The sequence below is a fragment of the Streptomyces cyaneofuscatus genome (assembly GCF_033109485.1).
Lineage (GTDB): Bacteria > Actinomycetota > Actinomycetes > Streptomycetales > Streptomycetaceae > Streptomyces > Streptomyces cyaneofuscatus.
This window is the reverse complement of sequence record NZ_CP137002.1, coordinates 7,453,009-7,476,207: the sequence shown is the minus strand read 5'-3', so window position 1 is coordinate 7,476,207 and position 23,199 is coordinate 7,453,009. Positions and strand designations below refer to the sequence as shown.

General features: G+C 70.1%; 15 protein-coding genes and 1 pseudogene. 10 read left to right on the top strand and 6 right to left on the bottom strand.

What is annotated here, in order from left to right; all coding sequences use genetic code 11:
• Positions 1 to 21 precede the first annotated feature (21 nt).
• Entirely contained in the window at positions 22 to 558 is a 537-nt protein-coding gene (locus R2B67_RS33110) for a cysteine hydrolase family protein (RefSeq protein ID WP_317823482.1), read from the top strand.
• Positions 559 to 620: 62 nt separating this feature from the next.
• On the opposite strand, the gene R2B67_RS33105 is transcribed toward R2B67_RS33110, so the two are convergent.
• Positions 621 to 1,412, bottom strand: coding sequence for a SigB/SigF/SigG family RNA polymerase sigma factor (locus R2B67_RS33105; RefSeq protein WP_317823481.1), 792 nt, complete (start codon positions 1,410 to 1,412; stop codon positions 621 to 623).
• 331 nt (positions 1,413 to 1,743) lie between these two features.
• Between R2B67_RS33105 and R2B67_RS33100 the strand changes: the two genes are divergently transcribed.
• Positions 1,744 to 2,223, top strand: coding sequence for an SRPBCC family protein (locus R2B67_RS33100; protein ID WP_317823479.1), 480 nt, complete (start codon positions 1,744 to 1,746; stop codon positions 2,221 to 2,223).
• Between the two features lie 48 nt (positions 2,224 to 2,271).
• Positions 2,272 to 3,894, top strand: a complete 1,623-nt coding sequence (locus tag R2B67_RS33095) for a phytoene desaturase family protein (protein ID WP_317823478.1) — start codon at positions 2,272 to 2,274, stop codon at positions 3,892 to 3,894.
• Positions 3,895 to 3,914: 20 nt separating this feature from the next.
• Here the strand turns inward: R2B67_RS33095 and R2B67_RS33090 are convergent, their stop codons facing one another.
• The 3 genes from R2B67_RS33090 to R2B67_RS33080 all read right to left on the bottom strand — a co-directional run bounded on the left by R2B67_RS33090 (position 3,915) and on the right by R2B67_RS33080 (position 7,558).
• Positions 3,915 to 4,595, bottom strand: a complete 681-nt coding sequence (locus R2B67_RS33090) for a response regulator (RefSeq protein ID WP_317825009.1) — start codon at positions 4,593 to 4,595, stop codon at positions 3,915 to 3,917.
• A 108-nt stretch (positions 4,596 to 4,703) separates the two neighbouring features.
• A complete protein-coding gene (locus R2B67_RS33085) occupies positions 4,704 to 6,437 on the bottom strand; it encodes a sensor histidine kinase (protein ID WP_381074878.1) in 1,734 nt (577 codons plus the stop codon).
• A gap of 251 nt (positions 6,438 to 6,688) precedes the next feature.
• Entirely contained in the window at positions 6,689 to 7,558 is an 870-nt protein-coding gene (locus tag R2B67_RS33080) for a universal stress protein (RefSeq protein WP_317823477.1), read from the bottom strand.
• A gap of 279 nt (positions 7,559 to 7,837) precedes the next feature.
• Between R2B67_RS33080 and R2B67_RS33075 the strand changes: the two genes are divergently transcribed.
• A complete protein-coding gene (locus tag R2B67_RS33075; RefSeq protein ID WP_317823475.1) occupies positions 7,838 to 8,317 on the top strand; it encodes an ATP-binding protein in 480 nt (159 codons plus the stop codon).
• 103 nt (positions 8,318 to 8,420) lie between these two features.
• Here R2B67_RS33075 and R2B67_RS33070 read toward each other — a convergent pair whose 3' ends face one another.
• A complete protein-coding gene (locus R2B67_RS33070; protein WP_381049925.1) occupies positions 8,421 to 9,296 on the bottom strand; it encodes an RNA polymerase sigma factor SigF in 876 nt (291 codons plus the stop codon).
• Between the two features lie 165 nt (positions 9,297 to 9,461).
• On the opposite strand from R2B67_RS33070, the pseudogene R2B67_RS33065 reads away from it, so the two are divergent.
• The 5 genes and pseudogenes from R2B67_RS33065 to R2B67_RS33045 all read left to right on the top strand — a co-directional run bounded on the left by R2B67_RS33065 (position 9,462) and on the right by R2B67_RS33045 (position 12,302).
• Positions 9,462 to 10,308 (top strand): annotated as a pseudogene (locus R2B67_RS33065) (YihY/virulence factor BrkB family protein).
• A 151-nt stretch (positions 10,309 to 10,459) separates the two neighbouring features.
• Positions 10,460 to 10,873 (top strand): phage holin family protein, encoded by a 414-nt coding sequence (locus R2B67_RS33060; RefSeq protein WP_317823473.1) that lies wholly within the window; start codon positions 10,460 to 10,462, stop codon positions 10,871 to 10,873.
• On the top strand, positions 10,870 to 11,403 hold the full coding sequence (locus tag R2B67_RS33055) for a DUF3618 domain-containing protein (protein WP_317823470.1): 534 nt from the start codon (positions 10,870 to 10,872) through the stop codon (positions 11,401 to 11,403). The genes R2B67_RS33060 and R2B67_RS33055 overlap by 4 nt, the downstream gene beginning before the upstream one ends.
• A complete protein-coding gene (locus tag R2B67_RS33050; protein WP_317823466.1) occupies positions 11,400 to 11,666 on the top strand; it encodes a DUF4235 domain-containing protein in 267 nt (88 codons plus the stop codon). The genes R2B67_RS33055 and R2B67_RS33050 overlap by 4 nt, the downstream gene beginning before the upstream one ends.
• A gap of 69 nt (positions 11,667 to 11,735) precedes the next feature.
• The gene (locus R2B67_RS33045; RefSeq protein ID WP_317823462.1) at positions 11,736 to 12,302 is read left to right on the top strand and encodes a hypothetical protein; all 567 of its coding nucleotides are present in this window, start codon (positions 11,736 to 11,738) and stop codon (positions 12,300 to 12,302) included.
• 69 nt (positions 12,303 to 12,371) lie between these two features.
• Here the strand turns inward: R2B67_RS33045 and R2B67_RS33040 are convergent, their stop codons facing one another.
• Complete coding sequence (locus R2B67_RS33040; protein WP_381074875.1) at positions 12,372 to 19,253, bottom strand: RHS repeat domain-containing protein; 6,882 nt, start codon at positions 19,251 to 19,253, stop codon at positions 12,372 to 12,374.
• 419 nt (positions 19,254 to 19,672) lie between these two features.
• Here R2B67_RS33040 and R2B67_RS33035 point away from each other — a divergent pair, with 419 nt between their 5' ends.
• Positions 19,673 to 23,182 carry a DNRLRE domain-containing protein gene (locus R2B67_RS33035; protein ID WP_317823447.1) on the top strand — a complete coding sequence of 1,170 codons (3,510 nt, stop codon included), beginning with the start codon at positions 19,673 to 19,675 and terminating at the stop codon, positions 23,180 to 23,182.
• Positions 23,183 to 23,199 lie beyond the last annotated feature (17 nt).

The window sequence follows — 23,199 nt, the reverse complement described above, 5'->3', positions numbered from 1 at the left end:
ACGTAATGCGAGGATGGCGTCATGGGAAAGAGCGCTCTCATCGTCATCGACATGATCAATGCCTACGACCATCCCGACGCCGCACTGCTCGTCCCCTCCGTCCGCTCAGCTCTTCCGCAGCTCACCCGGCTGATCGACCAGGCTCGCGGCGAAGGTGTTCCGGTCATCTACGCGAACGACAATTTCGGTGAATGGCGTTCGCACCACGGAGAGATCATTGAGACGACGCTCGCCGGGAAGAACGCGGAACTGGTCGAACCGGTGCTGCCGGACGACGACTCGCTTTTCGTCGTGAAGGCGCGGCACTCCATCTTCTACGAGACACCGCTCAGCTATCTGCTGGCGCAGCTGGGGGTGGACCATGTGGTGCTCTGCGGTCAGGTGACCGAGCAGTGCGTCCTGTATTCGGCGCTGGACGCACATATCCGGCAGTTGCGCGTCACCGTGCCGCAGGACGCGGTAGCCCATATCCACGAGGATCTCGCCGAGGCCGCGCTGCGCATGATGGAGCGGAACATGAGCGCCGCGATCCGGACGGCGGACACCGTCGCGTTCTGACGGTCGTGCGCATGTCCGTACGGGCGCCGGACGGCCCGTCCACCCGCTCCTGACGGTCGCTGTCAGACGATGGTGCGCCGCTCCGTTGCGTGCTCGTGAGCGCTCTCGCGGATACGGCGGCAGGACTCGGTGATCAGCCGGGAGACGTGCATCTGCGAGAGGCCCAGTTCGGCGGCGATGGCGCTCTGGGTCATCCCGGCGAAGAAGCGCAGGTAGAGCACCCGTTTCTCGCGCTCGGCGAGCCGGCGGATGCCCGGTTTCGCCGCCTCGCGGTCCAGCACCCGGTCGTACGCCTCGTCCAGCGCCCCCAAGCGGTCACCGAGGAGCAGCTCACCGCAGTCGGGCGCGGTCTCGGCATCGATGGACAGGGCGCTGAAGCCGTGCAGCGCCTCGCTCCCCTGCCGTACGTCCTCCTCACTCAGCCCGGTGTGCTCGGCGATCCGGGCGGACGAGGGCGAGGCGCCCGAAGCAGCCAGTTCGGCGTGGGCGAGGCGGACGACGTTGCGGAGGTTCTGGATCCGGCGGGGCACGTGCACCGACCACATGCGGTCCCGGAAGTGCCGTTTGATCTCCCCCGTGATGGTGGGGACGGCGAAGGGCGCGAAGGCGCGGCCGATCTCGGGGTCGTAGCGGTCGACGGCGTTGACGAGGCCGATCGCAGCGACCTGCCGCAGATCCTCCAGTGTCTCGCCGCGGTTGCGGTAGCGGGCGGCCAGCCGGTGGGTCATGGGCAGCCAGGCACAGATGATCTCCCCGCGCAGCCGCTCCCTCGTGGCCCCGTCCGGCAGCTCCAGGAGGCGCCGGAAGTCCGCCGCCGTGTCGGGGTCGTCGGCGTACCGGCTGTCCTCGGCCATGGGGGTGGCTCAACTCCTCGCCGTACAAGATCGCTGTAACCGGAAGTGAGATCTGCCGGAGCGGGTCGTACGTCGACGAGAGCGGCCCGCACGGCATCCGTCGCCGGGGCGTACCTCACCTCCGAAGCACCTCGTGGCCTTGCCACGCCGGGACGGCCGCGAAAACCGGGGGCCGGTGCATTCACCCGAGCGGCCGTCCGCCGCTCGGCGTCCCCGCCCCTGCCCGGTGCGCGCTCGCCGAGCGGCGGGATCGCCCGGCCCGGGGCAGAATGGCACGCGAGAAGAGATCGTCCCCCGCGCGAAGCGTCCGCTGTGCGAAGCGAGGAAGATCATGGCCGTACGGCACCACCTCATCGGCCGGCCGCCGGCCGCGGTCTGGTCGGTCCTGGAGGACGAGACCTTGTACGGGGAGTGGGTGGTCGGCACCTCCGATTCCCGCCCTGAGAACGGCCGTTGGCCCGAGAGCGGCGCCTCCATCACCTACCACGTCCACGTGGGGCCCAAGCGGTTCGCCGGGCGCACCGTCGTCCGGTGCATCGACCGGCCGGGCAGGCTGGAGCTGGAGGCTGAGGGCGGCCCCTGGGGTACGGCCAGGATCGCCTTCGACATCCGGCCGTGGGGCGAGCAGACCCTCGTGATCGTCGACGAGCATCCGCTGCGCGGCCTCGGCGGCACGCTGCACAACCCCCTGCTGGACACCTTGCTCCAGCTCCGCCACCGCACCATGCTGGCGCGCCTCGCCCGGCTGGTGGAACGGATGACGGCCCCGGAGCCGCACGGGGGCGGGCGTGCCACCGCACCGGCCGGCTGATCCGGGGCCTCCGTCCCGTGCGCGTGCTCCTGGGCGAAAGGCGGTGCCATGGTCGACGCGGTGGTGATCGGTAGCGGGCCCAACGGACTGGTGGCGGCCAATGTGCTGGCCGACGCGGGCTGGTCCGTGGAGGTCCTGGAGGAGCAGGACGAGCCGGGGGGCGCGGTCCGCAGCGACCAAGGGGTGCACCCCGCCTATGTCAACGACCTGTTCAGCTCGTTCTACCCGCTGGCGGCGGTCTCCCCCGTGCTGGCGGCGCTGGACCTCGACCGGGAGGGACTCCGCTGGAGCCGTGCTCCCCGGGTGCTCGCCCACCCTCTCCTGGACGGCAGGTGTGCCGTCCTGGACCGCGACCGGGCGGCCACCGCCGAGGCCCTCGACGGCTTCGCCCCCGGCGACGGGCAGGGCTGGCTGGACCTGTGCGCTGTCTGGGACCGGCTGGGCGACGACATCGTCGCCTCGCTCTTCTCCCCGTTCCCGCCGGTCCTCGCCGGCGGGAAGCTGCTCGCCCGGCTGCGGGCGGCGGGCGGGCTGCGGCTGGCCCGCAGCCTTCTCCTTCCCGTACGGAGGCTCGGCGAGGAGGAGTTCACCGGCGAGGGCGGCCGGCTGCTGCTCGCCGGCAACGCGCTGCACGCGGATCTGGCTCCCGAGGCGGCGGGCAGCGGCGGCTTCGGCTGGCTGATGTCCATGCTGGGGCAGGTCCACGGCTTTCCGGTCCCGGTCGGGGGCGCCGGTGCCCTCACCGCGGCCCTGGTCAGGCGGTTGGAGGCACGCGGGGGAAAGGTGAGGTGCGGACAGCGGGTGAGCGAGGTCGTCGTACGGCAGGGCCGGGCCGTGGGGATCCGTACCGCGTCCGGGGACGCGCTCCCGGCCCGCCGGGCGGTGCTCGCCGATGTGTCCGCCCCCAGTCTGTACGGGTCGCTGGTCGCCGCGGAGCATCTGCCGGACCGGCTCCTCGACGACATGCGGCGGTTCCAGTGGGACTTCGCCACGTTCAAGGTGGACTGGGCGCTGAACGCCCCCGTCCCGTGGGACAGCCCGGCAGCGGCCACGGCGGGGACCGTGCACCTGGCGGAGGGCGTCGACGAACTCAGCCGGTGGGCCTCCCAGATCGCGCGCGGACTCATCCCGGACCGCCCCTTCCTCCTCTTCGGGCAGATGACCACGGCGGACGCGACCCGTTCGCCCCGGGGCACCGAGTCGGCCTGGGCCTACACCCATGTCCCCCACAGCGTGAAGGCGGACGCCGGGGCGGACGGCCTGTCCGGCACGTGGGACCGGGCGGAGCAGCAGAGGATGGCGGACCGGGTGGAGGAGCAGGTGGAGCGGTACGCTCCCGGCTTCCGCGGCCGCGTCCTGGCCCGGCGGATCCTGGCACCACCCACACTTCAGGCGGCCGACCGCAACCTCCACCACGGCGCGATCAACGGGGGCACGGCGGCGATGCACCAGCAGCTGGTGTTCCGCCCGGTGCCGGGCACGGGCCGTCCCGAGACCCCGGTGAAGGGGCTGTACCTGGCCTCGGCCGCCGCCCACCCGGGCGGCGGCGTCCACGGCGCCCCGGGCGCCAACGCGGCCCGGGCCGCCCTGCGTTCGACCCGCGCGACCGCCACCGTACTGAGCACCGCACAGCGGATGATGAGCCGGCGCGGGCGGGGCGGGGAGACCTGAGGTGAGGGCGGGTCGGAAGGTCAGCCGAGCCGGCGGGCCTCCGTGGCGAGGACCGCGGCCTGGACGCGGCGTTCGACGCCGAGCTTGGCCAGGATGCGGGAGATGTTGTTCTTGACCGTCTTCTCGGCGAGGTGGAGCCGCAGGCCGATCTCGCGGTTGGTGAGTCCTTCGCCGATGAGCGCGAGGATGTCCTGCTCCCGGGCGGTCAGCGCCGCCACCCCCGAGGGCCGGTCGTCCTGGGCGGCGTCGTCGCGGAGGCGGGCCATCACGCGTGCGGTGGCCCCCGGGTCGAGCATCGACCGGCCGGAGGCGACCGTCCGTACGGCCTGGACGAGGTCGGTGCCGGTGATCTGCTTCAGTACGTAGCCGGAGGCGCCCGCCACGATGGCGTCGAGCAGCGCCTCCTCGTCGTCGAAGGACGTCAGCATCAGGCAGGCCAGGCCGGGCATCCGGGAGCGCAGTTCGCGGCAGACGCTGACGCCGTCCCCGTCGGGCAGGCGGATGTCCAGGACCGCGACCTGGGGGCGCAGGGCCGGGATGCGGGCGAGGGCCTGGGCGGCGGTGCCCGCCTCGCCGACGACGGTCAGGTCGGGTTCGGCGTCCAGCAGGTCGTGCACGCCCCGGCGCACCACTTCGTGGTCGTCGAGGAGGAAGACCGTCACCGGCGCCTTCCCGTCGGCGCCCGTACCGCTGTCCGTCATCACACGCTCCGTCATCTCTCGTCCGTGCCCACCGCGGCGGGCTGTGACGATCGTGCCCTACCGCCGATGCCCGCGAACAGGGCCGGTCGGCCCTCATCCGCCGCCGGCCTAACGGCTCAGCGGGGCGCGCCAGACCAGCCGGCTGCCGCCGCCGTCGGGCGTCGACAGCTCCAGGGCCCCGCCCGCCTGGCGGGCGCGCTCGGCGAGGTTGTCCAGGCCGCTGCGGCGGCTCTGTTCCGGGATGCCCGTGCCGTTGTCGGAGACCGTCAGGCGCACCTCGTCCGCCGTCGCCTTCAGGCTGACCTCGACCCGGCTGGCGTGCGCGTGGCGGGCCGTGTTGCTGAGGAGTTCGCCGAGCGCCGCCACCACGTGCTCGGCCACATCGAGGGGTACGTCGGTGTCGAGGAGGCCCTCCATGCTGAGCCGGGGCGGGAACCCGAGTGAGGTGACGGCGTCCCCCACCGTGCGCGAGGCCCGGGCGCGCAGGCTGGCGGCGGGGCCGTCGTCGCGGGCCCGCAGGCCGAAGATGGTGGACCGGATGATCTTGATGGTCTCGTCCAGATCGTCGACGGCCCGGGCCACCCGCTCGGCCGCTCCGGTGTGCTCGATCAGCCGGGCGGTGCTCTGGAGCGTCATCCCGGTCGCGAAGAGGCGCTGGATCGCCAGGTCGTGGAGGTCGCGGGCGATGCGGTCCCGGTCCTCCAGGAGCGCGACGTGCTCGGCGTCCCGTCTGCGTACGGCCAGTTCCAGGGCGAGCGCCGCCTGCCCCGCGAAGGCCAGCAGCGGCTCCAGGTCCGCCTCCGTGAAGACGGGTTCGCCGACCGCGCGGACCAGCAGCAGGACATCCGCTCCGGCCGCCCCCAGCGGAACGGCGACCGCGGGACCCGGGCCTGCGGCCAGGTGGGGGTCGGCGAGGAAGCGGGGGTCCTTTCCCAGGCAGGCGGAGACCACCTGGGCGCCCTCCGCCGAGGCGGCACCGGCCAGCGTGCCGTCGACCGGTAGGACGCGGCCCTGAAGGCCGTCGTTGCCCTCGCCGTCTCCCCCGTCCTCGACGTCTGACAGCGCGACGGACAGCTCCACGATCAGGTCGCCGGTGCCGGGGACGGGCGAGGACACCTCCGCCAGGCGGGCGCCGGTGATCTCCCCGGCCCGTCGCGCGATCAGTTCCAGCACGTCCTGGCGGGCGTCGCCCGACAGCAGGTGGTTGGTGACCTCGGCGCCGGCCCGCAGCCAGCGGTGCCGGCGCTGCGCGCTCTCGTACAGGCGGGCGTTGTCGATCGCCACCCCGGCCGCCACCGCCAGGGTGGTGATCACGGACTCGTCCTCCGCGTCGAAGTCAAGGCCGTCGCGCTTGTCGGTGAGGTAGAGGTTCCCGAAGACCTCGTCGCGTACCCGGATCGGCACGCCGAGGAACGTACGCATCGGCGGATGGTGTTCGGGAAAGCCGAACGAGGCCTCGTGCGTGCCCAGTTCGCTCAGCCGCAGGGGTTCCGGGTGCCGGATCAGCTCACCGAGGAGGCCGTGCCCGGCCGGAAGCGGTCCGATCCGCCGCCGCTGCTCCGCCGTCATCCCCGAGGTGAGGAACTGGGACAGGCTCCGCCCATCGGGTCCGATCACGCCGAGCGCCCCGTACTGCGCGTCCACGAGGTGCGCGCCGGCCTCGACGATGCGGCGGAGCACCTGGGAGAGGTCCAGTTCGCGGCCCACGGAGACGACGGCCTCCAGCAGGCTGTGCACCCGGTCGCGGGTCCCCCGGGCGGCGTTGATCCTCGCCTGCAACTCCTCCAGCAGCTCGTCCAGCCGCATCTGAGGCATCCGCGACAGCGGCTGCTCATCCCCCACAGCGCCCTCTTCCCCTCCGCCCCGTCCGTCTACCTCGCCACTCTAGAGGGCCGCCCCGGCCGTCAGCGTCGGAGCCCGCCCCGCGGGGAGGCAGGGCGGGCTCGTCGCGCGGGGACGGGGGTGGTCGGGCGTGCGGGACGACCGGGGGGCGTGAGGCGTGCGGGACGGACCGGCGTCAGGCGTGCGGGCCCGGGGGAGGCGTCAGGCGTGCGGGACGGACCGGCGTCAGGCGTGCGGGCCCGGGGGAGGCGTCAGGCGTGCGGGACCACGGCGACGGGGCAGCGGGCGTGGTGCAGGACCGCGTGGGCGGCCGAGCCGATCCGGGTGCCGATCGGTGCCCGGCGGGCGCGCCGCCCGACCACCATCAGCTGCGCCTCGGCGGACTCCTCCACCAGCACCTGCCCGGCGCTGCCCATCTCGACGTGCTCCGTGACCTGGACCTCGGGGTACTTCTCGCGCCACGGGGCCAGGGCCTCCTGGAGCGCCTTGCGCTCGAAGGGCTCCAGCCCTCCCGAGGCGTCGGCGAGGGCCAGGGAGGCGCTCCAGGTGTAGACGGGCGGCAGGCTCCAGGCGCGGACCGCGCGCAGCGGGACTCCCCGTACGGAAGCGGCCTCGAAGGCGAAGCCGAGCACGTCCGCGCTGTCGTCGGGGGTGCCCTGCTGGCCGACGACGACCTCGCCGTTCTCGCGGACCGGGTACTCACCGTCGTAGGCGCGTACGGAGACGACCGGACCGTTCGCCCCGGCGATCACCTGCTGCCCGTAGGAGCCGAGGAGGAAGCCGAGCAGGGCCCCGTGTCCCCGGGTCCCCAGGCAGAGCAGCGCGGACCGCTCGGCCTCGGCCAGCAGCGCCACGACCGCCGTCTCGGGCAGCACCCGGCTGGAGACGGACAGTTCGGGGTACCGCCCGGCCACCTGGTCCTCGGCCTCCCGCAGCACCGCACGGGCGGCCTGGGCCTCCGTCTCCCGGTTCTGTACGAGGGGGATGTCCAGCGGCTGCCAGAGCCAGGCGTGCACGATGCGCAGCGGCAGGCCGCGCAGGGACGCCTCGCGCGCCGCCCAGTCGGCCGCCGCCAGACTCTCCGGCGAACCGTCCACCCCTACGACCACGGCCTTCTTCACGAGTCTGCCTCCGTACGTCCGTGCGATCCGGCCCCTCGGCCGGCCGCTGGAACCAGCATCACGGGCGGGGCTGGTCCGGGGGGAGGGCCGATCGGCCCTGCTCGCGGGCCCGTTGGGCACCGGAATGCGGCAGGCGGCGTACCGGTGGCCCGAAGCTGACAATTCCCTGGGACTGACCCGGGACTGAAACGTGTGGCGGCGGGTAGGCGGGTTGCGTTTGAGAGCTTTGAGAGCTGTGTGGTGCAGCTGGCCGACGGGGGACACGACGTGGAACTGCTGATGACGGACCGAGAGACCGGACAGGACGGGCAGGCGGCGGGTACGGGCACCGTGCTGGGCAGTGCCGCGTACGACATGGATTCGGGAGAGATCGCCCGGGCCCGGGCCTTCGTCCGGGATTTCCTGACGGATGCGCAGGCGCTGCACGGCATGCCCGTGTCGGAGCGGGCGATGGATGTCACGCAGCTGGTGGTGAGCGAGCTGGCCACGAACGTCTGCAAGTACGCGCCCGGCCCGTGTCTCCTCGACCTCGAAGCGGGCGACGGCATGTTGAGCATCACGATGTGGGACACGGGTTCGGTGCTGCCCACCAGCCGGGAGGCCGACCCGACGCGCATGGGGCAGCACGGGCTGGAGATCGTTCTCGCGGTCTGCGAGAGCTTCGAGGTGCGCCGCGAGCCCGTGGGGAAGCGCGTCCGCGTGGAGATCTCGCTGCTCGACGGCCCGCAGGGTGATCCGGCGGGGCTCGCGGCCTGGTAGGGCTACCGACAGCCGGCCTGGTCCTGGTATGGCTGGTATGGACAGAACCCCCACAGCGGGCCGCTGTGGGGGTTCCTTCTTCGACCTTCGACCGGGTTCCGGCTCAGTTCTGGGTGAGCATGCCTTCCCGCAACGTGGCGAGGAGCCGCGAGAGCAGCCGGGAGACATGCATCTGGGAGATGCCCAGATGTTCGCCGATCTGGGCCTGGGTCATCTCCTGGCCGAAGCGCATCCGGACGATCTCGCGGTCGCGGGGCTCCAGCGTCTCCAGGAGCGGGGCCAGTGCGTGGAGGTTCTCGACCAGTTCCATGCCCGGGTCGCAGTCGCCGGTGATGTCGGCGTAGCTGGTGCCGCTGTCGGAGGCGCCCTGCTCGGTCCCGCCGAGCGGGAGGTCGATGGAGCCCGCGGTGTAGCCGTTGGAGGCGATGAGGCCGTCGATGACCTCCTCCTCGGAGATGTCCAGGTGCGCGGCGAGCTCCGCGACGCCGGGGTCGTGCCCCAGGGTGGAGGTGAGCTCCTCCTTGGCCTTGGCCAGGGTGACCCGCAGCTCCTGCAGGCGCCGGGGGACGTGGACGGACCACGTGGAGTCGCGGAAGAAGCGCTTGATCTCACCGACGATGTAGGGGATCGCGAAGGAGGTGAACTCGACCTCGCGCGACAGCTCGAAGCGGTCGATCGCCTTGATCAGGCCGATGGTGCCGACCTGGATGATGTCTTCCATCTGGCCGTCGCCGCGGTTGCGGTACCTCTTCGCGGCGAACTGGACCAACGACAGGTTCATCTCGATGAGGGTGTTGCGCGCGTACTGGTACTCGTGCGTGCCTTCTTCGAGGACCTGCAACTGCTGGAAGAAGAGCGCGCTCAGCGACCGGGCGTCCTTCGGGGCGATCTTCTGCGGATCGTCGATCTGCGGGAGTACCGCAGGCGCGAGTGCCGCCGACGCGGCGACCCCGGTCGTGGCCTCCATGGATATCGACATTACGGACCTTCCCTGTGCCGGACGCTGCCGCGGAATCCCGCCTGCATGTGGCTGCGTGTACCCGGGACGGTGCGGAACACGCGTACGGAGCGGAGGTAATCGGAAGTCCGCCGGGGCCGGCGTCTCAGGGACATGAAGCACCGCCGTGGTGGACACCCGCTGGGGATGACAGACACACCGAAGCCGGCACCCGGCGATGAACACGCGGGCGGGAACGTACGCCGTGACGGCCGAGCGGGACCTGATGAACAGGTGGAGGAGCGGGCACCGGACCGTCCGACCGAGCTGCCCCGGCGCTCCTGGACGGCGGTGCTGCGCGGCACCCTGAAGGAGTTCAAGGACGACGAACTCGCGGACCGGGCCGCTGCTCTGACGTACTACGGGGTGCTGGCGCTGTTCCCCGCCCTGCTGGTGCTGGTGTCCCTGCTGGGCCTCGATCTATGACATGCCCGAGGGTCGGCCGGTGTGGAAGGTCCTGCCGCTGCGCCTCGCCCTGACGGTGACGTTGATGATCCTGGCGTGTGCCAGCGCGCTCATCGTGGTCTTCTCCGGCGGTCTGGCACGGCAGGCCGGTGCCGCGCTGGGGATCGGGGACACTCCCCTGGCCATCTGGTCGATCGCGAAGTGGCCGGTCCTGGTCCTGCTCGTCACCGTCATGATCGCGATCCTCTACTGGGCCGCGCCGAACGCCAAGGGCCGCGGCTTCACGTGGGTGACGCCGGGCAGCTTCCTGGCCCTGGTGATCTGGCTGGCCGCGTCGGTCGGCTTCGCGTTCTACGTCGCGAACTTCGCCTCGTACAACAAGACCTACGGCGCCCTCGCCGGCGTGGTCGTCTTCCTGGTGTGGCTGTGGATCACCAACCTGGCCATCCTCCTGGGGCTGGAGTTCGACGCGGAGATGGTCCGCCAGCGTGCGATCGCCGGAGGCCACCCGAAGGACGAGGAGCCGTACGTGGAACCCCGTGACACCCGGGCCTGGAGCGACGGGGACCGCCGACGTATGGAGCAGTGAGCGGAGTCCGCGTGATGCGGGACGGGTGCCGCCGCCGTTGCCGGGTAGCCGGACGACGAGGGCGTACACATCCGGACGGGGGCGTTCCGATCCAACCACCCCCGTCCCCGTGACGATTCCGACCGATCGAGGAGAGCAAGGTGACCCCATCATGAGCACAGCAGAGCGGCAGGCCGACTCCGATGGCGACCAGGTGGGTGTGCTGGTCTCGCGTGCCTCGCGGCAGATCTCGGAGCTGGTCCGCGAGGAAATGCAGCTGGCACGTTCGGAGATGACGCAGAAGGGCAAGCGGTTCGGGAAGGGCGGCGGTCTTTTCGGCGCCGCGGGTCTCGTCGGCATCCTGGCGGCCCAAGCACTGGTGGTGACCTGCATCGCCGCACTCGCACTGGCACTGCCGGTGTGGGCGGCGGCGCTCATCGTCACGGCGGTGCTGGCGGCGGTGGCCGGCGTGGCCGCCCTGGCCGGGAAGAAGCAGATCGCCCGGGCAGGCACCCCCGCACCCGAACAGACCATCGACAGCGTCAAGGCCGATCTGGCCGAGGTCAAGGAGAAGGCTCACCGATGAACGACGAATCACAGAACAAGATGGGCACCCCCACCCCCGAGGAGCTGCGCGAGCAGGTCGAGCGGACGCGCGACGAACTCGGGCAGACCGTCGAGGCGCTGGCGGCCAAGGCCGACATCAAGGCGCAGGCGAAGGAGAAGACGGCGGCCGTGAAGGAACAGGCCGCGGAGAAGGCCGCGGTGGTCAAGGAACAGGCCGCCGAGAAGACCGCCGTGGTCAGGGAGCAGGCCGCGGAGAAGGCGGCTGCGGCCTCCGGCCAGATCCGGGAGAAGACGGAGCAGGCCGCGCAGTTGGTGAAGGACCAGACGCCGGACGCCGTGCTGGAGAAGACGGCACAGGCCGCCGCGCAGGTGCGTGAGAGCGCGGCCCAGGCCAAGCGGTACGCGGCGGAGAAGACCCCCGACCCGCTGCTGGAGAAGGCGGACCGGGCCGCGACGGCCGCCCGCGCCAACCGCACCCCGCTCATCGCGGGCGGTGCGCTGGTGGTCGCCTTCCTGCTGATCCGCCGCAGCCGGGGACGTAACCGATGAAGGCGTCCAAGATCGCCTACAAGCCGGTCGGTCTCGCCCTGGGCGCGGTCAGCGGCATGATCGCGGGCGCCGCGTTCAAGCAGGCGTGGAAGCTCATAGAGGGTGAGGGCGACGCCCCCGACGCCCTGGACGAGGAGCGCCCGTGGGGGCAGATCCTCCTCGCCGCCGCCGTACAGGGCGCGATCTTCGCCGTGGTCAAGGCCGCGGTCGAACGCTCGGGCGCCCAGGCGACCCGCCGCGTCACGGGCACCTGGCCGGCCTGACCCGCCGCGGTGCCGGCCCTCGGACGAGAGGGCCGGGGCCCCGTCGGCCGGTGGCGTACCGGTGGCAGAATGGCCGCCATGTCCAACTCATATGCGCAGCCCATCCTGAGGACGGCCGACCTCTCAGAGGGTTTGCGAGTGGTCGAACGGTTGCTGGGGATCGCCGATCTCCGGGACCTGGAAGTCGATTTCGAGGCGATCATCTCCTCGGCGCATGTCCTGACACCTCTGCTGACATTGTTCCCGAAGGCGGAGTGGTGGGGCGAAGGAGGCGGGAACGCCTCATCGGCCGAGGGCGACGACCCGTTGACGCACCTGCCCCTCCGGCTGAGGGGCTGGGCCGCTTCCCCGGAGCCCGTCGGGCCGTTTCTCGACGCGCTGGACGGCAGCCCGGCCACCGTACGGTGGGACTTCATGGGCTGGCCCGAGGCCCCCGAAATCGGCTTGGGTGTCGGTGGGGCCAGGGGGGCGTTCGTGACGCTGTGCGTCAACGTCCGCGACCTCGAACTGGAGGAGCCCGCGGCCGACCACACCGTCTTCGTCCATGTGAAGCAGGTCGAGGCCGAGCGCGCACCGTGGCTGGCCGAGCAGGTCGGCCGGCAGGTGATCGGCGATCTGGTGATGGCTCCGAACTGAGGGACCGGTCTCCAAGACCCGCGTGGGTCTTGGAGACCGGAGCCGAACGGATGGTGCGATGCCGTCAACTCAGGCGCACAGGCTCGGATCGCAGGAACCGTTGTAGTCCGGTGTCTCCACGGCCTCGTGGAAACCGAACGGATCGAAGAAGTCCTTGCCCATCTCCTGGATGCCGCCCCAGAGTCCGAAGCTGCGTACATAGCTGTTGGACTGGGCGAGCGGCATCAATGATCCCGCGACGCCCAGGACTCGGCCGCGGATTCTGGGGCTGACGCGTGTGGAGTTCACCTTTCCGGTCGCTCCGTTGAAGACTCTGGCCGAGTCGAACCCCGAGTCGGGGTGGATCACGCGGACCCGGGAGTCGCCGCTGTAGCTGTTGGCCACCTCACTGGCCTGTCCGGCGGTCGCGGCGACGTACACCACGTTGTTCGCCTGCCGCTTCTTGCCGTTGGGATCCATCTTCCCGTTGATGTCACCCCGGATGAGACCGAGGGCCTTGTCCGCGTTCTTGGTACCCGTCGCGTCGAAGTCGATCACATCGACGATCTTCCCGTCCTGATAGGAGACCTTGATGAAGTCGGACGTGGTGCCGTTCAGCCTGGTCTTTCCGTCCTTGTCGGTGAACGAGCCCTTGCCCACCAGGGGCTTGGTGTCGTCCTGCGGCAGGTAGATCTCACCGGTCCCCTTGTTGGAGCCGTCGGTGTAGAGCCCCGCCGCCCTGAGATCCTCGTTCAGGACGTCGATGGCTCGCCTCGACGCCTCGTTGTCGGGTGAGCCGCCGACAACGTGTCCGATCCCGTACTCGTCGTAGATCGCCCTGCGGCCGTCGGGCGTTTTGGTGTCCGTGAGCTTGGGAGCGGGCGGGGTGCCGCCGCCTCCGCCGGCGCCGCCCAGGACCATGCCGGGGATCAGGATGAGCATCAGCCCGCTCGGGTCGCTCTTGCTGATCGGGCTGTTGTTGCTGTAGGCGTACCCGTTCATCTGGAGCGGGTCCGCGATGTCGATCAGCGGATCGGCCGAGAGGAACCGGCCGGACGTCTGGTCGTACTCGCGGGCACCGATGTGCGTCAGGCCTGTCTCCGCGTCGTCGATGCCCACACCGAGGTATCCGCGCCTGTTGGGCCAGCTGGAGGGCTTGGTGCCACGCAACTCGCCGTACGGCTTGTAGGCGCGACGTGTCACCGGCTGGGTACCGGACAGCTCGACCGCGGTGTTGGAGGTGCCGAGGTGGTCGGCGAGCAGAACGTTGATCTTGTGGCCGGTGGTCGCGCCGTTGGCCGTGGTGCGGATGACGGTCGGGGCACCTTGCTGGGCGTAGGCCCGAGCGGCCTTGATGATGGTCCCGCTCGCGTTGGTCGTCACCTCGGTCTCGCCCAGATACAGGGTCGAACCCGCCTCGGACTTCTCCAGCAGGCGGTTGCCCTCGGCGTCGTACACGTACGACGTGCTGCTGCCGTCGGCCGTGATCGTGTCGAGGCGGTTCTCCTGGGTCCAGGTCAGACCCTGCGTGGTGTCGAACAGGTCGCGGACCTCGGTGTTGCCGGCCAGGTCGTAGGTGTAGGAGCTTCCCCTGCCGGACGGGCTGGAGCTGATCCAGTCGACGGCGTGGGGCTGCTTGGTGTCGTAGCCGTAGCCGTAGGTGACGCTCTTCGTGGCGTCGGCCGGGTCGTGCTCCTTCAGCGAGGCGCGGTTGCCGAGCCAGTCGAAGGTGAAGGACTGGCGGTAGGCGGTGGCCCCCGTCGCGACCGATGCTGTATCAGGTGCGGCGGCGGCCAGGGTCGACGTCAGTGAGGCGTCGGGGGCGGACGTGTCCGTCGCCGCGTCGGGAGCGTCCGCCACCGGCCCGGTCGAGGCCTCGTAGTCGGTGCGGGGGCCCCAGGCCGCGCCGTTCGACGCCTTGCAGCCGGTGCCCTTGCCGTTCGGGACGATGCTGGACGTCCAGGCGTTCACGAGCTCGCCCATGGCGTCGTAGGTGAAGCACTGGGTGTCCCAGGTCGTGCCTGATGCTCCGGAAAGGCTGCGTGCGTTGGAGGTGATGGTGCCGGAGGCGTCGTACGCGTAGTAGTTGTCGGCGATGCGGTGCGGGCCAGCGGTCTCACGGTCGGCGACGGTGCGCTGGAGGCGGCCGGTGTGCGGATCCATGAAGTTGGTCGTCCACACGCGGGCCGGCTGGGAGCCGGAGACCGTGCGAAGGGGCTCACCGAACGGCGAGTACGTGACGCCGGAGGTGTACCAGGCGCTTCCGGAGGTGGACTCGGCCAGATCGTCGCTGTTGTAGCGCGTGATGACCTTCTCGGCGGCCAGGCCGCCCACGGCGGGCATGGTGGCCGACTGCGGCTTTCCGCTGACCGGTGTGTAGGTGAACGCGTAGGCGTAGGTGCCGGCGACCCCCTTCGTCATGGCGTTGGACGGGATGACCGTCTCGCGGCCTGTGGGCCGGTACTCGGTGTCGTAGCCCGTGACCCGGTTGACGTAGTTGCCGGTCGTGGTGTTCCGGGCGGATGACACCGGCTTGCCGAGGCCGCCAGGGAGCGTGTCGTAGGTGAACTCCTTGACGGGGGTGGCGGTCTCGGACCCCTCACGGATCTTGGTGACCCGGCCCAGTACGTCGTACTCGGTGTAGGTCGTCCTCCCCTTGGAGTCGGTCACCTTGTTGGGGCGGTCAGCGGCGTCGTACCAGGTCTCGGTCGTGCCGGTGTCCGGGTCCGTCGCGGAGGTCACCCGGCCGCGTGCGTCGTAGGTGTACGACCAGCTGTTGCCGGCGGGGTCGATGACCTTGGTGCGGTTGCCGCGGGCGTCGTACTCGTACGTGGTCGAGCGTCCGGCGTCGGAGGAGGCCGTGCGGCTGTGGTGGAGCACCGAGGTGACCCGGCCCAGGGCGTCGGTGTGGGTCCGGGTCCGGGGTGCGGTTCCGCCCGCGGGGTCCACGTAGGTGCTGGTGTCGCTGTAGTAGGTGTACGTCGCGTACCGGTAGTCACCGTCGAAGTAGGCCGACTGGCGGACCGGCCGCTCCAGTCCGTCGTAGCGGTTCTTGGTCCAGCTCGGGATCGACCGGGTCGACTTCGGGACGAACAGTGCGGGAGCGGGGTCGCCCTTGGCCAGGTAGCCGGCGGTCTGCTCGTCGACCAGCCCGTGGTCGTCGTACGAGGTGTCCGTGACGATCCGGCCGGGGCCGTGGGCGTCCTCCTGGGTCTGGACCTTGCGCGTCAGGCCGTCGTAGACCGTGACGTGTCTGCCGTAGGTGCCGTCGTCCTTGAGAGTCCTGACGGTGACCGCGGCGGGGCGCGTCGTCACGGAGGTTGCGATGGCGCTCTGGTACTCGATCAGGACGTCCGCGGAATTGCCGCCGGAGGAGCGGGACGCCGACCAGCCCTTGACCGAGCGCCCGAGGGCGTCGTACTCGGTCCTCGTCATCCGTCCGTTGGGGTCGGTGACGGTGAGAGCCAGGCTGCGTCCCGGGTCGAAGGTCGTGACGCTGGCGTGGCCCTTGGCGTTGATCGCCTTGATCGAGGTGACCGGGCCGCCCTCCGGCGGCGTGTACTGCGTCTCGGTCGTTCCCTTGCCGGGCTCGGTGACGGTGCGCTTGCGGCCCAGCGTGTCGTAGGTCATCTCGGTGACCCTCGCGTACGAGGTGCCCGCGCCGTCGGTCTCGGCCCTGGTGGTGATCTCACCGCGGGTCGGAGCCACCCCGTACGCCTGCTTGTCGTAGGTGTAGCGCACCGCGGACTTGAGCAGCTTGGCCGGGTCGGCGGTGTCGTGGTTTGCGCAGGAGGTGGCTGTGGTGCGCTGCTCCTTGGTCAGGCCGATCAGCCACGCCGAGGTGTTGTGAAGGTAGGACGTCCTGGTGCAGCTCTGGTTGGAGAGGGTCTCGCCCCCTGTGCCGCCGGGCCTCACCACTGCCGTCTCGATCTGGTACGGGAGGCCGTAGGTGCCCTCGAAGGAGGTCAGTGTGCGTACCGAGCGCCAGCTCGTGTCGGCCGTCTGTATCTCGTCGGTACGTCTGATCGCGGCGCGATGGGCGAGGAGCGGCTCCAGATCCGCGCCGGTCTCCGCCTCACGGGCGCGGGAGGCCGTCTCCTTCGACCAGGGGTGGTTCAGTGTGCGCTTCTGGACCCGTTTGTCGGAGTTGAGGTAGGTGATGCTCTCCGCAGTCAGGCCCGCGTACTGCGGCGCGTCCTCCTCCACCAGCGTGTAGGCGCCGGTGGAGTCCTGGACCGTACCGCCGACCCCTTGGAAGTAGCGTGTCACGGAGTACGACTGGGACTGCGGATCACCCTGTTGCGAGCTGGATTTGCTCCCCTTGGTGACAGCCACCTGACGGAAGCCGCGCCAGTCGCTGTAGGTCTGAAGGGCGGGCCGGGTGAACTCGTCGACGCTCTTGGCCCAGGCGGGTCCGGTGTAGGCGTACGTCGTGTGGATGGGCTTGCCGTGGGAGGTGACCTTGTCGGTCTCGGTCACCGAGTGGACGACGTACTTGTTGAACCAGGACTTCGCGGGCGTCCTCTCGTCATCGTCGGGGGACCAGCGCACGGGGAAGCACGTGCTGTTGTTCCTGCCCTTGTCCTCGGCCGGTTCGCTGGTGCAGCCGCCCTTGTACTCGACCTCGATGTCGCCTCCGTACTCGGTGGCGACGGTGCCGATGCGGGGCCGGGTGAAGCCGGGGCGCTGGTCGTTCCCGCCCTTCGGGACCAGGTTGGCGAGCTGACGGTCCAGCAGGCGGGCGCGCAGCGGTGACGTGGGGCCGACGGAGTATTCCGAGAAGCTGACACCGTCCTTGTGCTGGAGGATTCCGGTGGTGTCGCCGGGGGCGAACCCGCGGCGCGTGATCGAGTTGAGCCAGAGGCCCGGGGAGGTGTCGTACCAGTCCTCGGGGAAGGACTGGTGGAGTTGGTACGTGTCCACCTTGCCTAGGCCGGTCTGGCCGGGCCGGGCGCCCTTCGTCGTGACCGTGTCCAGACGCATCTGCGTCCAGAAGGACGGGAAGGGCGGGCAGAGCTTCGATCCCGACTTGCAGTTGAGGTTGCCGGGGGTGTCCCACCAGGGGCGGTACGCGCCGGGGTCGTCGGTCTTGGCGAAGTTCGCCGGGTCACAGGCCGCCTCCGACTTCAGGCAGCGCTGCTTCACCCCGAACTCGACGGTCGCCGAAGGCTTGGTGAGGTCCGAGCGCATGCCGTACTCGATCGACGTCGGGTAGGCGAAGCGGTCGTACTGTTCGGGAGACTTGAACTTCTTCTTGACCGAGTAGTGGTTCGTCTCCTGCTTCCAGTTGATGACCATCACATTGCCGTGAACGTCGACGACCTTGTCCAGGCCCCAGCGCCATGCCTGCTTCTTGCCGGCCCCGCAACGGGAGTCGGCGAACGCCGTGGCGTGGCAGGGCTCGCTCGGGTGGTTGCCGAAGACGGGGACGGTGGAGACCGACCGGGTGTCGGCGTGACCCCCGCCGACCTGGTTGAGGCCGTAGTAGTAGGTGGTGCCGTCCACGGTGGTGACGACCCAGTACTCACCGTTGTTGTCACCGTTGCTGCCGCCGGTCCGGTGCTCGACGCGGGTGCCGTCGTCCTGCTGGGGGCGGTAGACCTCGGTGTCCTTCTCGGGATCGCTGCCGGCAGCCGCGTCCCGTACCAGTTCCGTGGTCTTGCCCGCCAAGGACATCACCGCGTTGTAGGAGGTCCAGCACAGGTCGGACGTCTTGTCCTTCTTGGCGGTGTTGTTGGGCGTGCCGGACTTCAGCGGTTTGCGATCGTCCTTGCAGGTCCGGTAGCGGCGTTCGATGTGGCCGGGGTCGTACTCCCAGCCTTCACCGATCCAGGAGGACTGCGGTGAGGCGATCGCGGTACGGCCGTCCACGCTCTGGGAGTTGTAGGTGAAGGAGACACCGGGCACGGGCCCTGCGGGCGCGGCTGGTATCGCCAGTGGATAGGACCACATGAAGGCGCCCGAGGAGCCGCCCGCCTGCCACTTCCCGTTGGATGCCAGGGGTGTGGCCTTGAAGGTCCCGCCCACGCCCCCACCGGAGTCGACCGCGCCGATCACGGCGGAGTCGCCGCTCGCCGCCGCGGGGACGGCCGACGTGCTCCTCGACGTGCGGTAGGCGGCCTGGACGGTCGATGGACCGTGGGAGGCGGCCTCCTCCGTGGCCGAAGTCTGGGTGACCGTCCCGTCGGCCGCCGTGTCCACCGTCGCCGTGATCGACTGCGTCCTGGTGTCGTTACGGGTCTCCAGCTCCTCGTACTCCTGGCACGCCTCGACCTCCGGCGTCGTCAAGTAGCACTCGGGGAACTGTACGAAGCGCAGCCGGGAGGCCCAGTCCGCGCCGTAGAGGTTCTTGAATCCGGTGTAGTCGAGCTCGACGGAGACCGGCACGGAACCGGCGGCCGGCGCCTGGACCCTGACCACGGCGCCGTCGACGCCCTGGGAGACGGAGGCGCCGCGGGCGTAGAGCTGCACGTTCCAGGTGCCGGTGGGCGCGGCCTGGTCGGGGGCCTGTCCGAGGCTGACGGGGAGGTTGTCGACGGGGGTGAGGCCGGTCTGGCGGACCGAGGAGACAGTCCGCGCCGCGGTTGTCCTCGAACCGAAGGTCACCGTGCCGGTGTCGGGTGCCGGTGCCGTGGCCGTACCGGTCGGGGCCTGCTCCAGGTCGGCGGGGACCTTTGCCTTCAGTGATTCCAGGTCACGCTCGAAGGTCTCGCCCGTGATGGTCCTCTCCTGTCCGAGCGACTCCAGGACGAGAGTTTCGCGCCCCTTCTCGGCCACCGAGGGATCGGGGGGCAGGGCCAGTGACGGGGACGGCAGGAGGGTGACGAGCAGGGCAGCGCCGAGGGCGGGTACAGCGACCGCGCGTAGGCGGCGCACACGGCGACGACGGGCATGCGAAGAGCGACCGAACACGACGGGGTCCCCCGGACCACTTGAGGCGGGACCAGGAAAGGACCACGCGTGATGGCACATCAGATGCGGTGATTCTGTGGGTACTTCGTGAAGTTCCGCTAGATCGACAGGGCCGTTGTGATCATCACCACGGCCCTTAGTGGGACATGTCAGGTGATGAGCAACAAGGGCGACATATACGGCCTACAGGCAGGCATGGACATGATCATCGCTTACCGCGTACTTCTGGAATTTCTTCCGTAAACACCCGATGAGAAGGGGAAGTTTGGGGCTCTATACAGCTTTTGCCCGGCAGGCGACCGTCCCGCGATGATGTGGGCGACTGCTCACCTTCACCGCTCCCGCCCGCCGCCCGGCCGAACCGCTGCCTCTCTCGCCAGGAAGCGAAGCGTGACGGCAGCCCGCTCATAGGTCATCATCGGCACGCCCGGCCGAGGCCTGACCTGCGCCGGTTCTCAGGGGGAAGGGAAACTCGCCCGATGACGCGCAAGGAGCGCAACCGGCTTGGCGTGCCCGCAAGACGGACAGCCGCCGCCGTACTGACCGCGGCAGTCGCCGCCACCGGTCTCACCTTCATCGGCTTCGGCCTGGACGACTCCGGTGCGGGCAACGCTCCGGGCGGCGCCCGGACACCCGGTCCGGTCACCGAGGCCACGGCCCTGACTCGAGCGGCGAGGACGGGCGAAGCCGTCGAAGTCACCGGCATGCGCACCGCCAGGTCGACCACCTGGGCGCGGCCCGACGGGTTCCTGGCGAAGAGGCTCTACTCCTCACCGGTCCAGGCCAAGGTGGATGGCGAGTGGAAGCCCATCGACTACGACCTCCGGCGCACGGAAGCGGGCTGGGAGCCGAAGGCGACGAACACCCGGATGGTGTTCTCGGCAGGCTCGGCGGCGGGCAGCGGCAGTGGCAAAGCCGCTGGCACGACAGCCGACGGCAGTCCTGAAGGCCGCGCCTCACGCTCCGACGTCCGCCGGATCTCCCTGGTCAAGGGCGTCCGTTCCGCCGCAGGGACCGAGACCCCTCTGGTCACCCTCACCGTCGGCGGCTACACCATCCAGCTGTCCTGGCCGGGCCCGGTACCCACCCCGGTCATCGACGGCTCGCGCGCGCTGTATCCGGAGGTCTTCCCCGGTGCCGACCTCGTCCTGACCGCCGACGACGACGGCTTCGCCCAACTGCTCGTGCTCAAGAACCGCGCGGCCGCCTCCGACCCGCGGGCCCAGCAGTTGTCGTACGGACTCGCCTCCCCCGACCTGACGTTCCGGCTCGACCCGGTGACCAGCGTGCTCAGCGCGCAGAACGCCTACGGGAACGAGGTCGCCGTCTCGCCGACCCCGCTGATGTGGGACAGCTCCGGCTCACCGGCGGTCACCGACGGGAGTGTGGGAGCCACGGCTCAGCCGACCGCCGAGGAGAGCCCGCAGCCCAGCGCACCGGCCACCGATGAGCCGACGGCCGGCCCGAGTCCGTCCGAGGAGTCGATCGAGACCGATGAGCAGGGGGACACCGCCCCCGAGGCCCTGCCGGAGGCCACCGACGGCACGCCGCCACCGGTGGTGGAGCCCCCGCTGCCGACCGTGCCCCCGGAACCGACACCCGCCCCCTCGCAGACCGATTCCTCCGCCACGCTCGGCCTGCCCGGACTCGACGGGCCCTCGCCGGAATCGCGCGGCGAGCTCGTCGAGGTCGATCTGTCCGGCGCGAACTGGGTGCTCTCCCCCGCCCTGGACTTCCTCTCCGACCCGGCCACCAAGTACCCGGTGTTCATCGACCCGTCGGTGAAGAAGCACACCCAGAGCTGGACCACCGCGTACAGCCGTCATCCCAACGCCACGTTCTACAACGGCAAGGGATTCAACAAGGGTGGCACCCATGAGGCACGGGTCGGCTTCGAGTCGGACACCTGGGGCACGTCGCGCTCGTACTTCAACATCGCTTTCGACAAGGACCTCAAGGGCACCAGCATCACGAGCGCGAAGCTGCGCCTGCTGGAGACGTACGCCTGGTCGTGCAGCGCCCGGTCGATGAGTGTGCATCTCACGGGGGCGGTCAACGGGCACACCAACTGGAAGAACGCACCCAAACTGCACGACGGCAACAAGTTCGCGTCCCGGAGCTTCGCGCACGGCTACAAGTCCGGGTGCCGGGACGCGTACGAGACCTTCGATGTCCGCAAGGCCGCTCAGAAGCGGGCCGACGAGGGCAGGGATTCCATCACCTTCGGTCTGCGGGCCGCCGACGAGGACTCGCAGTACGCGTGGAAGAAGTTCCGGGCGAACGGCGACAGCGCCCCGGTTCTGGAGCTGGTCTACAACCGCAAGCCGACCATCGACTCCAAGTCGCTCGACCTGGGCCCGGACGCCAAGTGCACCACCACCGAGCCCTACGTCCGGATGGGCTCGGGGAACCTGACGTTCACCGCGCGAGGTGCCGACAAGGACAAGAACCTCGACCATCTCGACTTCGACCTGTGGCCGCACGGCAAGTGGGACACCACAGGTGACCTGCTGGGCTCCACGGGCAAGGTCTCGGTGGGCGGCGACAAGACCACCGCCCTGCGCACCACCAGCGGCTTTCCCACGAGCAAGCTCACCAACGGCACCCTGTACTCCTGGCGGGTACGCGCCGTGGACGACGCGAACGCCAGCTCCGCGTACACGCCGGCCAAGACTCCGTGCCGGTTCGTCCTCGACACCACCGCGCCCAAGCCCCCGAAGGTGAGCAGCACCGACTTCCCGAACGCCGACGGCGCCGACAACGGCTTCGGCAACGACGCCGAGGACGCCAACTGGTCCACGAAGAAGTTCGGCACGCCCGGCTCCTTCACCGTGCGCGCGCTCAGCACGGATGTCGTCCGCTACGAGTACGGCTTCAATTCGGCGAGCTACCCCTTCTCCCTGAGCCGGACCTCGGGTACGGCCACGAGCGTGAGTGCCACTCTCGCGAACACGAAGCCGCCCACGGCGGGACCCAATGTGCTGTACGTGCGAGCCGTGGACGCTGCGGGCAACCCCTCGCAGCCGACGAAGTACTTCTTCTACGTCACCCCGCGCGACCAGGCCGATGCCCCCGGCGACTTCACCGGCGACAAGCTGCCCGACCTGATGGTGGTCACGGAGGCGGGCAACTTGGCCATGTACCCCTCCCAGGCCACCACCGATCTCACCAAGGGCACGGGCGACCTGGACTACTCGATGTCCGGCGCCTACCGGGCGAACCCCGCCAAGGACCCGAACGGCGACGACCTGCCGCCTTTCGTCGGAGCGCCGTCCGGCCACTTCAAGGGGGCGCTGATCACGCACAACGGTGACATCTACGGCGGTGACGGCCTTCAGGACCTGGTCGTCCGGCTCGGCGAGAAGCTGTGGGTGTACCCGGGTGACGGCTACGGTGCGCTCGACATCGACCGCCGTGTCGAGATCCTCCTCCCGTCCAACGCGCCCAACCCCGCCTCCATCACCCAGATCGTCTCGGCAGGCGACGCCACGGGGGACGGCCGCACGGACTTCTTCGCCACCGTGGGCGACGCGCTGTGGGCCTTCACGGGTTACCACGGCGCCACGATCGACCAGGCGATCCGGCTCTCCTCCACCGCCTGGACCGATCGGGACATCGTCACAGTGGCGGATATCAGCGGCGACGGCGTGACGGACCTGGTGTACCGCACCGATGTCTCCGGTCGGCTCCTCCTGCGCAAGGGCATCAAGGCGAGCAGCGGCGGCGTCGATCTGACATCCCTGGCCTCCGCCGCGAACTCCGCAGGAGGTGAGGACACCGTCTACGGCGCCTCGGGCTGGGGCAGCAGCAGCATCTACCTGCTCATCGGCACGCCGGACGCCAACAGCGACGCCATCCCGGACATCTGGACCGTCCGGACCAACGGCACCGTACGGTTCTACCCCGGTAGTCGCACAGCCCTCTCAGGTTCGGGTACGGAGGTCATCGGAACGGCGAGCTACTGGAAGACGCGGATCGCCATCGGCTGAGCGGTGGCCACCCTCAG

What these genes read in the sequence shown, in the direction of transcription:
- R2B67_RS33050 (WP_317823466.1), top strand. Translation starts at nt 11,400, where the DNA reads ATGAAGGCGTCCAAGATCGCCTACAAGCCGGTCGGTCTCGCCCTGGGC.
- R2B67_RS33090 (WP_317825009.1), bottom strand. Translation starts at nt 4,595, where the DNA reads ATGACGGACAGCGGTACGGGCGCCGACGGGAAGGCGCCGGTGACGGTC.
- R2B67_RS33055 (WP_317823470.1), top strand. Translation starts at nt 10,870, where the DNA reads ATGAACGACGAATCACAGAACAAGATGGGCACCCCCACCCCCGAGGAG.
- R2B67_RS33075 (WP_317823475.1), top strand. Translation starts at nt 7,838, where the DNA reads ATGACGGACCGAGAGACCGGACAGGACGGGCAGGCGGCGGGTACGGGC.
- R2B67_RS33060 (WP_317823473.1), top strand. Translation starts at nt 10,460, where the DNA reads ATGAGCACAGCAGAGCGGCAGGCCGACTCCGATGGCGACCAGGTGGGT.
- R2B67_RS33110 (WP_317823482.1), top strand. Translation starts at nt 22, where the DNA reads ATGGGAAAGAGCGCTCTCATCGTCATCGACATGATCAATGCCTACGAC.
- R2B67_RS33045 (WP_317823462.1), top strand. Translation starts at nt 11,736, where the DNA reads ATGGCCGCCATGTCCAACTCATATGCGCAGCCCATCCTGAGGACGGCC.
- R2B67_RS33095 (WP_317823478.1), top strand. Translation starts at nt 2,272, where the DNA reads ATGGTCGACGCGGTGGTGATCGGTAGCGGGCCCAACGGACTGGTGGCG.
- R2B67_RS33105 (WP_317823481.1), bottom strand. Translation starts at nt 1,412, where the DNA reads ATGGCCGAGGACAGCCGGTACGCCGACGACCCCGACACGGCGGCGGAC.
- R2B67_RS33035 (WP_317823447.1), top strand. Translation starts at nt 19,673, where the DNA reads ATGACGCGCAAGGAGCGCAACCGGCTTGGCGTGCCCGCAAGACGGACA.
- R2B67_RS33040 (WP_381074875.1), bottom strand. Translation starts at nt 19,253, where the DNA reads ATGTGCCATCACGCGTGGTCCTTTCCTGGTCCCGCCTCAAGTGGTCCG.
- R2B67_RS33100 (WP_317823479.1), top strand. Translation starts at nt 1,744, where the DNA reads ATGGCCGTACGGCACCACCTCATCGGCCGGCCGCCGGCCGCGGTCTGG.
- R2B67_RS33070 (WP_381049925.1), bottom strand. Translation starts at nt 9,296, where the DNA reads ATGTCGATATCCATGGAGGCCACGACCGGGGTCGCCGCGTCGGCGGCA.